At 55.2% G+C, this 12,878-nt stretch carries 4 protein-coding genes; 1 reads left to right on the forward strand and 3 read right to left on the reverse strand.

Going from position 1 to position 12,878, the window contains the following annotated elements; translation table 11 throughout:
* The 3 genes from GSQ94_RS19750 to GSQ94_RS19760 all read right to left on the reverse strand — a co-directional run.
* Positions 1–7,875, reverse strand: a 7,875-nt coding sequence (locus GSQ94_RS19750) for an S-layer family protein (RefSeq protein WP_158945609.1), incomplete at its 3' end; no start/stop codon positions are given.
* A 629-nt stretch (positions 7,876–8,504) separates the two neighbouring features.
* Positions 8,505–9,776 (reverse strand): Gfo/Idh/MocA family protein, encoded by a 1,272-nt coding sequence (locus GSQ94_RS19755; RefSeq protein ID WP_158945610.1) that lies wholly within the window; start codon positions 9,774–9,776, stop codon positions 8,505–8,507.
* 23 nt (positions 9,777–9,799) lie between these two features.
* Positions 9,800–10,717, reverse strand: coding sequence for an FAD:protein FMN transferase (locus GSQ94_RS19760; RefSeq protein WP_254064015.1), 918 nt, complete (start codon positions 10,715–10,717; stop codon positions 9,800–9,802).
* Between the two features lie 286 nt (positions 10,718–11,003).
* On the opposite strand from GSQ94_RS19760, the gene htpG reads away from it, so the two are divergent.
* On the forward strand, positions 11,004–12,869 hold the full coding sequence (htpG, locus tag GSQ94_RS19765; RefSeq protein ID WP_158945612.1) for a molecular chaperone HtpG: 1,866 nt from the start codon (positions 11,004–11,006) through the stop codon (positions 12,867–12,869).
* Positions 12,870–12,878 lie beyond the last annotated feature (9 nt).

The following is a 12,878-nucleotide window of genomic DNA, read 5'->3' on the forward strand; positions in this document are numbered from 1 at the left end:
GTCGGTGGTGTCGGTGGGGGTGAAGGTGGCGACGACGGCGGTGGCGGGACCGACGGCGAGGACACCGGCGGGGTTATAGGAGAAGGATCCGGGGATGGAGGCGGTGGCCTTGATGCCGGTGGTGCCGCCGAGGGCGGTTCCGTAGACGATGCTCTGGTTGGGCCAGGTGATGGTGTAGCTGGATCCGGTGGCCTGGGTGATGGTGAGGGTTCCGGGGGCGTAGGTGAAGGTGTAGTTCTTGGCGGCGAGGGTTCCTGCGGCGGCGGTGATGGGGTAGGAGCCGACGGGCGAGGTGGCGGTGTCGGTGGAGGTCAGGGAAGCCGAGCCGGTGACGGCGGTGGCCAGGGTGTCGCCGTTGACCAAGCCTGCGATGGTGTCGGTGAAGGTGGGATCAGCCTGGCCGTAGGCGCGGGTGGCGTTGCTGGCGGTGACGGTGAGGACGGCTGGGGTGACGGTGATCTGGGCGGTGGCGGTCTGACCGGCGTAGTCGGTGGTGTCGGTGGGGGTGAAGGTGGCGACGACGGCGGTGGCGGGACCGACGGCGAGGACACCGGCGGGGTTATAGGAGAAGGATCCGGGGATCGAGGCGGTGGCCTTGATGCCGGTGCTGCCGCCGATGGCGGTTCCGTAGACGATGCTCTGGTTGGGCCAGGTGATTACCGGAGTGGCCTTCGTAATTGTGAGCGTGCCATTGACCAAGGTGAAGGTGTAGTTGCTGGATGTCAAAGACCCGATGGCGGGGGTGATGGGATACGTGCCAGTGGCAGTCGGGCTTGCCGGATTTGTAGTCAGCGATGGGCTGCCGGTGGTGGAGTTGGACTGGGTATCGCTGCCAAAGAATCCTGTGATGGTGTAGGTGTAAGGAGCAACCGAGCTGCCGTAGGTCACTGTCTGATCAGCGGCAGTCACAGTGAGAGCTGCTTTGGTGATAGTGACGGAGCCATTGGTGAAGGTGAAGGTGTAGTTGCTGGAAACGAGGGACCCGATGGCTGCAGCGATGGGATAGCTGCCCACAGCGCTCGGAGTTGTTGGGTTAGTCGTCAGTGATGGCGCGCCAGTGGTGGAGCTGGACTGGGTATCACTGCCGGCGAATCCTGTGATGGTGTAGGTGTAAGGAGTAAGCGCATGGCCGTAGATCACGGTCTGGCTGGCTGCAGTGACGTTAAGTGTCGCTTTGGTAATGGTGACGTTGCCGTTGGTGAAGGTGAAGGTGTAGTTGCCTGAGGTGAGCGACCCGATGGCTGCGCTGATGGGGTAAGAACCGGCGGCAGTCGGCGTCGTCGGGCTGGTGGTCAGCGCGGGGCTACCGGCGGTGGAGTTGGACTGGGTATCACTCCCTGCGAATCCTGTAATCGTGTAGGTGTAAGGAGCAACCGGATTTCCGTATGCAATGGTCTGGCTGGCTGCAGTGACGTTAAGTATCGCTTTTGTAATGGTGACGTTGCCGTTGGTGAAGGTGAAGGTGTAATTGCTTGAGGCCAGGGATCCGATGGCCGCGGCGATGGGGTAGCTGCCTACTGCGGTCGGCGTTGTTGGGCTGGTGGTCAGTGAAGGGGCACCGGTAGTGGAGTTGGACTGAGTATCGCTGCCGGCGAATCCTGTAATCGTGTAGGTGTAAGGAGCTACTGTGTTTCCATAAACCACACTCTGGCTAGCCGCAGTGACATTTAGGTTCGCTTTGGTGATGGTGGCTGTGCCGTTGGTGAAGGTGAAGGTGTAGTTGCTTGAGGCCAGGGACCCGATGGCTGCAGTTATGGGATAGACGCCTGCGGCAGTCGGTGTTGTTGGGTTGGTTGTTAGCGATGGACTACCTGTGGTGGAGTTGGCCTGGGTGTCGCTGCCAGCAAATCCTGTGATCGTGTAGGTGTAAGGAGCAAGCGCATGGCCGTAGATCACGCTTTGGCTGGATGCCGTGACGTTAAGCGCTGCTTTGGTGATGGTGGCGTTGCCGTTGGTGAAGGTGAAGGTGTAGTTGCTTGAGGCCAGGGATCCGATGGCCGTGGTGATGGGATAGCTGCCTACAGCGGTCGGCGTCGCTGGGTTGGTGGTAAGGGATGGGGCACCAGTGGTGGAGTTGGATTGGGTGTCAGTGCCGACGAAGCCTGTAATAGTGTAGGTGTAGGGAGCAAGCGCATTACCGTAGACAACACTCTGGCTGGCCGCAATGACGTTGAGACTAGCTTTGGTGATGGTGGCGTTGCCGTTAGTAAAGGTGAAGGTGTAGTTGTTGGAGGCGAGAGAGCCAATGGCTGCAGTGATGGGGTAGCTGCCTACGGCGGTCGGCGTTGTTGGGTTGGTCGTCAGCGAGGGTGTGCCGGTAGTGGAGTTGGACTGGGTGTCGGTACCTGCGAAGCCTGTGATGGTGTACGTGTAAGAAGCAAGCGCATTACCGTAGACAACGCTCTGGCTGGCCGCAGTGACGTTGAGATTAGCTTTGGTGATGGTGGCCGTGCCGTTAGTGAAGCTAAAAGTGTAGTTGTTGGAGGCCAGCGATCCTAAGGCTGCAGTAATGGGATAGACGCCTGCGGCAGTCGGTGCTGTTGGGTTGGTTGTCAGCGATGGTGTGCCGGTAGTGGAGTTGGACTGGGTGTCGGTACCTGCGAAGCCTGTGATGGTGTAGGTGTAGGGAGCGAGCGCATGTCCGTAGACCACGGTCTGGCTGGCTGCAGTGACATTCAGGTTAGCCTTGGTGATGGTGGCCGTGCCGTTAGTAAACGTAAAGGTGTAGTTGCTGGATGCCAGGGATCCGATGGCCGCTGCGATGGGGTAATTACCTACTGCGGTCGGAGTTGTTGGGCTGGTGGTCAGCGAGGGGGTGCCGGTAGTGGAGCTGGACTGGGTATCGCTATAGGCGAATCCTGTGATGGTGTAGGTGTAGGGAGCAAGGGCGTTACCGTAGACCACGGTCTGGCTGGCTGCGGTGACGTTGAGTGCTGCTTTAGTGATGTTTGCTGTGCCATTGACGAAGGTGAAGGTGTAGTTGCTGGATGCCAAGGACCCAACAGTCGAAGTGATGGGATAGGAGCCCACGGCAGTCGGTGTCGTCGGGCTGGTGGTCAGTGACGGAGTACCGGTGGTGGAGTTGGACTGGGTGTCCGTGCCGGCGAATCCTGTAATGGTGTAGGTATAGGGAGCAAGTGCATTGCCGTAGACCACAGTCTGGCTGGCAGCAGTGACATTCAGATTAGCCTTGGTGATGGTGGCTGTGCCGTTGACGAAGGTGAAGCTGTAGTTGCTGGAGGCGAGCGATCCGATAGCTACGGTAATGGTGTACGCGCCTGCAGCAGTCGGCGTCGCGGGAGTAGTACTCAGTGATGGCGCGCCGGTGGTGGAGTTGGATTGGGTGTCGCCGGTAGCGAATCCTGTAATGGTGTAAGTGTAGGGGGCAAGTACATGGCCATAGACAACACTCTGGCTGGCAGCGGTAACAGTAAGAGCACGCTGGTCAACATTTATTTGGACGGATGCGGTAGCGGTTGTGTAGTCGATGGCGTCGGTGGGAGTAAAGGTAACGGTGAGCGTATGCGGTCCGGCGCTGAGAATCGTGTTTGCTGCTGGGCTGTAGGAAAAGGTGCCACCTACGGAGGAGGTTGCATTCAGCTGTCCGGTTGAGCCAGTGGTAAGAGGAGTGCCGTAACTAATATCTGCCGGCGTCGCCCAGGTGAGCACCGGCGTAGCTTTCGTGATGGAGAGTGTTCCGGGTGCAAAGGTGAGGGCGTAGTTTGACGAGGCGAGGGAACCGACTGCGGCGGTGATCGTGTAGTTGTTAGCAGCAGTTGGTGATGCGGGAGTCGTTGTCAATGACGGAGTTCCCGTGAAAGCATTCGACGACGTATCTCCGTTGACGTAGCCGGATACCGTGTAGGTGTAAGGAGGAACTGTGGTGCCGTAGACGGCAGTCTCGTTACTCGCCGTAAAGAGCAGCGTCTGCTTGGTGACGACGATGCTTATCATCTTTGAAGCCGCTGCATAGTTCGTGTTGGTCGGAGTGAACTGGACGCTGAGGGAGTTGGTACCTACAGGAAGAACAGTTCCTGCGGGAGGGGTATAGGTATAACTTCCTGCGATAGTGGTAGGCGTCGAGGAGGTGTTGAGCGCCATTGCAACAATCACTACGTTGCGATTGTTGGGGAGGGTTACACTCTGCACGGTTCGCGTGCTGTCAAGAGGAATGGAATAACCGTATAGGTTTACATTGCCAAGAGTCTCGCCGCCGCCGCTGGTGTTTCTATAGGGAGTTGTGGAGACGATCGTCTCGCCTGTGTAGTTTGCCGACTGTGTCCAGCTGCTGAGACTTACCGTGGTGATCGCTGTGGTTCCATCTGTATAAGTGATGGTGAAAGATTGCGCGGTCTGTCCGCTCGTGGTGGCTGCACCGATCATGGTAAGGCCGGCGAAGGTTCCCTGGGGCAGAGCGATAATCGTACTCGTGACGGCGTCCGGAAGATTCGCAGGCCCGAGCGAATAGGTCTGCCCATTCCACGTGATCGACGATCCAACCTGATTGGAGGAGTAAGCATTTCCCCCGTTGTCGAAACCGCCTGTTGAATAGATCGATCCATTCGATTGGAAGGCGTTGACGCGGTAATAAGAAGAAAGAGAGACGGACGTAGTGCCAGGATTTGTCTGAGCGACTGCGTTGAGTTGTGTACTGCTGAGCGGCGTCCCGTAAACGATAGGAGAAGGTGTGGGCCATACGATCGTCGTTAGATTCGCCGGGTTGTCGAGTTCCTGGACGCTGGCTGTGGCGCTTGTGTAATCGGCCTGATCGGTCGGAGTGAAGTTTGCAGTAAGAGTATTTTCACCAGTCGGAAGAACGGTACCCGATGGGGGCGTATAGACAAGCGCCCCTGGGATTGGAGGCGAGACGAGTGCCATCGCGAGCATCACAATATTTCGTGTTGCAGGCATGGTGATGCTCAACGGAATTTTCGTACTGTCGAGCGGAATCTGATACCCATAGACGCAGGTGAGGTGGGCATCCTGGCTGCCATTAGATTCATCGCGATAGGGAACGCACTTTACTTCTGTCTCTCCCGTGTAGTTCAACGGGTAGACCCAGTCGCTGAAGCTTTGCGTGACTTGAGCGCTAGTTCCGTCGGTGTAGTTCACGGTGAAGGTATTTGCTGGTGTCGCATTGTTAACAAGCGCACCGAGCATTGTCAGATTTGCATAGTGTCCCGCTGGCAGGCTGATGGTCGTATTGCTGACCGCATCGGGAGCGTTAGCCGGTCCCAATGGATACGTAATGTTGTTCCAAGTGACTGAAGTCCCTAGCGTGTTCGCGGAGTAGGCAGAGCCGCCGCCGTCGAACCCACCCGTGCTGTAATTCGAGCCGTCCGTATAGATTCCAGAGACGTTGTAGAAGGAGGCCAGTGGAACCATCGTGTAGACGGCTACAGTTGCATTCAGCTGAATGCTGCTCAACGCCGTTGGATAAGTAATGGGAGCTGGAGTTGCCCAACTGATCTGTGGGTTTGCAACGCTTACAGTGAGAGTGACGTTGCTGGTCGCCGTGCCATAGCTCGAGCTGTTCGCGGCATTTGGCGTGAACGTGACGCTCAACGTGTAAGTGCCTGGAGTCAGCAGGGTGTAGGGCGCTGGGCTATAGGTAAAGGTTCCGGCGATGGTCGTTGTGGCATTCTGCTGCATGGGGGATAGCAGTGTGCCGTAGTTGATAGCTGCGGGAGTGGGCCAGGTGATTACAGGAGTCGCCTTCGCAACGGGATAGCTCACAGGAGTGGAGGCGCTGGTCACGAAGTTCGCGTCCACTGGGTTGGTATCGAGATAGGTTGCGGTGAGGCTATCGGTTCCAACTGGCAACGACGTGACGTTAAGCGTTGCGACTCCGCTTGAAAGCTTGCCCGTGCCCAGAACAGTGGTGCCGTTCATGAAGGTAATGAGCTCGTTGTTTGTGGAATAGGTCCCTAAAGAAAAGGGACTCAAGGTGGCGGATAGTACGATCTGCTGGGTGTAGTTGCTTGAAGAGGGGTTTGCTCCCAACAGGGTCAGGGTGGAGATTGGCGTTCCGGTAAGAGATATTGTGCCGGACGTACTTCCACTAAAGAACTGTCCGGCCGGCAGTAACGGCTCTCCGGCATAAACCGCGTCAACCTTATGTGTTGTAGCCGCTCCCTGTGGAACGTTGGGCGTGTTGAGCGTGGCTGTTGCGGTGTGGGTGATCTGGTCCGACAAGATCGTGACTGTATTGTTGGTCTGGGTCGGGGTCGCAAGATCTGGGAATCCGTCGCTATTGAAGTCCGCTGCCAGTGTGGCGGAGCCATTGGTCCCGACCGAGAAGCTCGCTGCGGCTCCGAAGGTTCCATCACCATTACCGAGCAGCACGCTTTCGGTCTTTTTATTCGTATCGGTAGGATCTACGACTGCCAGGTCGGCGATTCCGTCTCCGTTGAAATCGCCAAGAGCGATCGAGCTCGGATTTGTTCCCGCTGCATAGGCTACGGCTGGTTTGAAGGTGACAGTTGGGTCACCGAGAAGAATGCTGACCGTATTGTCGCCGGAACTGGTGATTGCGAGATCGAGTCTTCCGTCGCCGTTGAAGTCTCCGGCAACCAGACTGTTGGGAGATGTTCCGGCAGCGAATGGAGAGCCGGTTGGCTGGGTGAAGGTGCCGGTACCACTTCCTTCGAGGATGGAGACTGAGTTTCCAACAGTATTGGTTACGGCAATATCGGAGTGACCGTCACCATTGAAGTCACCTACGATCAAACCGGAGGGGCTTTTCCCAACAGCGATAGGCGAGTTAAGCGGTGCGGTAAAAGCGCCGCTCCCATTGTTGAGGAGAATCGTCACGCTGTTGGTGGTCTGATTTGCGATGGCGAGATCGGCGTTTCCGTCGTTGTTAAAGTCGCCGACCGCGATCGCGACTGGTCCTGTCGTCGGAACGGTGATCGTTCCGGTGGCGTAGTTAGCCGGAGCCTGAAACCCGCCAGCTGCTATGCCCAGAAAGATGCTTACGGTGTTGCTGCCGAAGTTGGTAACAGCAATATCAGCAACTCCGTCATTGTTGAAGTCGCCGACTGCGACGCCGGTTGGAGTAGTTTGAGCGGTTAGCGTGGTTCCAGCCGCGAAAGTTCCATTGCCATGGCCCAAAAAGATGTTGACACTGTTGGTTCCCGCAGCGACAGCAATATCCTGAAAACCATCACCATTAAAGTCACCTAGAGCGGCGCCTCGCGGAGTTGTGACTGCAGACGTAAAAGTGGCAGCGGCAAACGTCTGTATCGCCACGGCTGCTGACAGCGGAGCTGTTCCGAACGCATAGTTGCCATTCGAGGTGTCCTGAAAGGAGACTGTGGTGGAGGGAGAGATCTCAAAGCCACCTTTGGCAGCAACCGAAGCTGAAAGCGTGTAGTTGCCTTTAGTTCCTGTCGCCGGGGCAAGAGTTGTTACGGTCGAATAAGTTCCACTTACGGTAAGAGTCTCTGAGGAAGACGTGCTGCCTGTAAAAAGATTGGTGCCATGGAAGACGGCTGTGTAGCTGTGGTTTCCGATCGCTGGTACAAAACGCAATATCGCGGTGCCAGCGGAGGTCAACTGTGCCGTGCCTAGAACTGCGGAGTTGACGCAATGGGGTGCTGTAGCTTCGCAAAAAGTCACCAGGCCAGGTGAGACAGCTGTAGCAGTACTCGTAGTTGCGACGGCGGCGGTGAGGGTCACCACAGTTCCACTGGTGACGGTACTAGAAGAGAGACCTAGAGTAGTAGTCGTCGTCGCGCCTAAGGCAAAGCTTGCAGGTGTGGCTACTGCTGCCATAAGTAAGGCGAGCACTGCCGAGAAGATGGCTGAGAAAGAACGCGAGCCGAACTTTAGATTCCCTGAGCAGCTTTTGTAGGTGGCGCAGTGTGACGACATACATATCTCCATGACGACCGTGACGTAGCAGGAAGTCTTCAGGGCAGACTGGGGCGTTACACAAAAAACCGGTAGCTGGTGGCCACCTTGCTTTTGCGCTGTCAGTTGCTGAAAGACTTCCTGTGGCGAGAACTGTGCTTGTATTGCTGAACCTGAAAAAATCCCCTAAGAACTTACGTGCCGTTCTTATCAGGCCTGCATATTCGCCGATAGAGAATGGAGTTGGGCAAGGAGTTCTTCGCTACTTTGTCCATCACTAGAATCACTTAGCGGAGGGTTCTCATCCATAGTCCAAAGGTGGCAGCAGAAACATCGCAAAATGCAGGGATTTTTGCGCAACTTGGGTACGTGTCTCAGGGGACTGACACAGAAGTGTCAGAAGTCTCGTGGCTTTGACGTCATCTGTGGTATCAAAAATGGCGTCAACTCTCCCACCAGTTCTAAAGAGCCGCGACTGAAGGTGGGAAGAGAAGATCTGGAGAAGAAGTTTGTGGCACTGGAGCAGATTTGCAGTCGAATGAAGGTGACTGCCTACTATCATTTTGCACTAAAGATCGCTGCCCGATGGCGACTGCATCTCTTCGCCTTTCGTTTGTTAGGCGAAGAGTAATACGGCAACCGTAGGGACGTTACATAGACGGTGGTGGAACTTCGATCTCTCGCTTTTGTAGTCGAGCCTGATTCGACTGAACCACCGCGAGAGCTGAGCCTAAGCCGACATGGACGTCCGCAATAGGCCGCGAGCTGGTACGGACACAGTAGATAAAGGCTCGGGTTGCTGCCGTGGTGGGGTCCTCAGCAGTTGTAACGTTCACGGGTCTCCCAGGACCGCGGTACGGCATTTCACCGGACGAACGATAGGACGCGCTGGTGGTCACGCCCTTCTCCTCACCATGGGCGCTCGGCTTGGCGCGTTCGATCTGATGGGGTTCGTAGAAGAAAGTTGCGTCTTCAAGAGTCAGATTAAGAGAGCCCTTGTTGCCATATAGCCAAAGCTGATCCCCCATCTTCGCGTTATCAGTCACGGAGTTGAATATGAATCGACGACCATCTGAGTAGCCGAGGACCGCCTGCACGTTGTCGTCTGTCTCGCGTCCATCGTGGTAACGGCAGATAGAACCGGAGGCGAGAGCCGTTATGGGAGTTGAACCAAAGACCCAGTTAGCGATGTCTATATGGTGAGATCCCAACTCAGCGAGAAGACCAAGAGACCACTGATGATAGAGTCGCCAGTTGATCAATCTTTCCAGTGAAGGATCCGGCACAGGTCGTCGCCAATCGTTATTGCGATGCCAGTAGCCTTCAATGTGGGTCACAGTGCCAATTTCTCCCGCCTGCACACGAGCGATGGCAGCTCGAATCCAGGGAGAGTATCTATATTGATGCCCAACCTGATAGAGGCGCTTTCCCGCTTCGACGGCAGAGACAATCTGCCGAGCCTGATCGACCGTGTAAGCCATCGTTTTTTCGCCATAGACGGCGTGTCCTGAGGCTAAAGCCGCAAGTACATGATCTGCATGCAGGCCAAGTGGCGTAGCCACGACGATAGCGTCCAGATCCTTGCGATCGCAAAGCTCCCGAAAGTCGCTAAGAGCAGCAACCGGATACCCGCACAGGTCGTTGAGTTCCTGGAAACGCGGAGCATAGACGTCGGACGCAGCAACAATCTTGATTCCCGGAACGCGGAGGAAGTTTCGAACCAGCTCCTTGCCGCGTGAACCCGGACCGATGATACCGATATGGAGCGGCGAGCTATCTTTAGAGGGAAGAATCTGTTTGGCCACCTCGGCCTCGGCCTGAGTCAGTCCCGGAGTATCGGCATCTGCACCCAGCCCTATCAGGGAGTCTGCTGCAATTGCCGTGGCTGAAAGTCCCTGAAGGAAGTGGCGCCGGTCGATCATCGTCGATCTCCTCTTTGAAATGGTTATGCCTGGCCACAGGGGTCTCCGGGCCAATTCATATTGAGACAGCTTTGATGAGTCTGCGGCCGACGAAAGACCAACGCCTTCCTGCCTGGGGTGGATTCGATGACTCGTCGAGAAAGGGTTGGATCAAGGACGAAGACCACTGTGGAAAGCGCATCGCTGTCCGTCGCGCTGGGATCGATAACGCTGGTCTGCAGGACGCCCTCCACTGGTCGGAGGCTTTTAGGATCGAAGATATGGCAATATCGGTGACCATCTTTAATGAAGAACTTCTCCGTACAGGCACCTGTTGAGAGGGAAGAGTCTTTCAGAAGAATTCTACTGGCTATCCTGCCGGGGTGGATGGGATCAGGAATATTGACCGGCCATCCTGTCGTGCCGGGAGGAGCTCCAATTGCATAGAGAGTGCTCCCGCCGGCGGAGAGAAATGCGGATGTGACGCCTAATCCGTGAAGCATCGTTACCACCTGATCAATAGCAAAACCCTTACCGATACTGCCGGGGTCAAGTTCCATCGACTGATGGTGTGAGAAGCTCACGGTCCTTGCCTGGGAGTCGAGGATCACCTTCTGCCAGCCAACTTTCGAACGCAGAGAGACAAGCTCGGAGCCGGAAGGGATGCGACCGCCCTGAAAGAAGAATCCCCACGCTCGCAGCAGCGGACCCACGGTGATGTCGAACGCGCCCTCCGAGCGCGCACTCCAGTAAAACGCTCGCTGAAGAAAGCGGAAGGTCTCGGGGTCCGTCGTGACGGGCTCGTTAGACGCTTCACGGCTGATGCGAGAGAGCTCGCTCGAAGGACGGTAGTTGCTGAGCAGGTCTTCCAGTCGATCTACCTCATCAAATGCTAAATTGATGGCCCGATCAGCCTCGGATTGATTGTGAGCGTATATATCGATGGAGAACTCTGTACCCATGGCGGGATGGGTCTTGTGGAAATACTCGAGTGGCTCTACGTCAATGGCGCTTTTAGTCGCGGAGCCAAATAACTCACCACTAGAGGTGTTTGCCGGACTCCAAGCGGAAAGAATAAGAAATAACGCGCCCACGAAACACCGACCGATGAGTTGGTGGAAGTGCAAATATGACCTCCCTCGCATTTATAAAACAGAATTGCCGCGCTCCTCTGTGCGATGCAGGTTTTACCGTCTACGGACCGAGGAGCTATCACTCTGCATGCACTTTTAGCGATAATAGAGTTCTATGTCGAAACGCGAATTTCAAACAGAAGTTAGTCAACTGCTCCAACTGATTATCCACTCTCTTTACTCTCATCCTGAGATCTTCCTACGCGAACTTGTCTCGAACTCGTCGGATGCGCTTGATAAGCTTCGCCACCTGACGCTCACCGACGAGGCCTACAAGTCATTGCCATTTAGCCCTCGCATCGACCTGGAACTGGATGAGGAGAAGAAGACTCTAACGATCAGCGATACCGGCATCGGCATGAACGAAGAGGATCTGAGTTCGAATCTTGGCACGATTGCCCGCTCCGGCACGAAGAACTTTCTGTCTCTCCTCTCAGGAGATGCCAAGAAAGACTCAAATCTGATCGGTCAATTTGGCGTCGGCTTTTATAGCGTCTTCATGGTCGCAGACCGTGTTGAAGTGGTCTCTCGTAAAGCCGGAGAAGAACAGGCCTGGCGTTGGGTGAGCGACGGTAAAACCGGCTTTGAGATTGAACCGGCGGAGCGACAGGGCGTAGGCACTACTCTCGTGATTCACTTCAATGAAGAAGGAAAGCAATACGCCAATAGTTGGCGATTGCAGGAGATCGTCAAAAAGTACTCAAATCACATAGCGTTTCCTATATTTCTGACTTACGACAAGAGTGAGTGGAACGAAGCTGAGAAGAAGTCGGACAAGATTCGCGCTACGGAACAGGTAAATGCAGCAAGCGCGCTATGGCGCCGCCCGAAGAGCGAGTTGAAGGATGAAGACTATAAAGAGCTTTACAAATCCGTCTCAGGAGATTGGGAAGATCCTCTGTTTTGGTTTCACACCAAAGCAGAGGGAAGTCTGGAGTACACCACTCTTTTTTTCATCCCTTCCAAGGCTCCGCTCGATCTGTACCACGCCGAATATAAGGTGGGAGTCAAGCTTTACGTGAAACGTGTCTTCATCATGGATGATGCCAAGGAGCTTCTCCCGCAGTACCTCCGCTTTGTGCGCGGCATTATCGACAGCGAAGATCTTCCACTTAACGTCAGTCGAGAGATCCTGCAACAGAATCGCATCCTCACTAATATTCGTACAGCAAGTGTTAAGAAAATCCTCTCCGAACTCAAGAGCATTGCTGTCGACCAACCTGAAACATACCTGAAGTTCATCGCCGAATATAACCGTCCGCTCAAAGAAGGACTCTATGGGGATTATGGAAATCGCGAGGCACTGTTAGATCTTGTCCGCTTCAAATCAACCAAAGTGGAAGGTCTTACCAGCCTAGCCGACGTGAAGTCACGTATGAAGGAAGGGCAAAAGAGCATCTACTACATCACGTCTGGCGCAGAGTCGTTGCTACGCACATCGCCTCTTCTCGAAATCTACAAGAAAAAAGACTTTGAAGTTCTCGTCCTCGATGATGACTTTGATGAAGTTGTCTTCTCTGGCATCGACAAATACGGCGAGATCGACCTTAAGGCCATCAACAAGACCTCTACCGGGGAAGACTTGAAGGACGAGAATGAGCCTGATAAGGCCGAAACCCTGCAGCCTCTGCTCGATAAGCTAAAGAGCACATTGGGAGATCGAGTGAAGGATGTACGGATTTCAGCGCGTCTTGCAGATAGTCCCTCTTGCATCGTCTCCGATGAAGCTGAGCCGTCACTGAAGATGCAGCAGATGATGCGCGCTATGGGGCAAAAAGATATGCCAGCGCTCAAGCCCACGCTCGAAATCAATCCTGATCATGAGATTGTCAAAAAGCTCCTTACGCGATCTGATGATGCCGTCGCCGAGGATGCTGCATGGTTGCTATTTGATCAGGCGTTGCTCATGGAAGGCGTAGCGCTTCAGGATCCTGCAGCCTTTGTCCAACGGCTGAACCGGCTCCTGAGTCTCTCCGTTTAGCCTAGGGAT

The sequence above is a fragment of the Granulicella sp. S190 genome (genome assembly GCF_009766095.1).
Classification (GTDB): Bacteria; Acidobacteriota; Terriglobia; order Terriglobales; family Acidobacteriaceae; genus Edaphobacter.

What these genes read in the sequence shown, in the direction of transcription:
- GSQ94_RS19760 (WP_254064015.1), bottom strand. Translation starts at nt 10,717, where the DNA reads ATGGGTACAGAGTTCTCCATCGATATATACGCTCACAATCAATCCGAG.
- htpG (WP_158945612.1), top strand. Translation starts at nt 11,004, where the DNA reads ATGTCGAAACGCGAATTTCAAACAGAAGTTAGTCAACTGCTCCAACTG.
- GSQ94_RS19755 (WP_158945610.1), bottom strand. Translation starts at nt 9,776, where the DNA reads ATGATCGACCGGCGCCACTTCCTTCAGGGACTTTCAGCCACGGCAATT.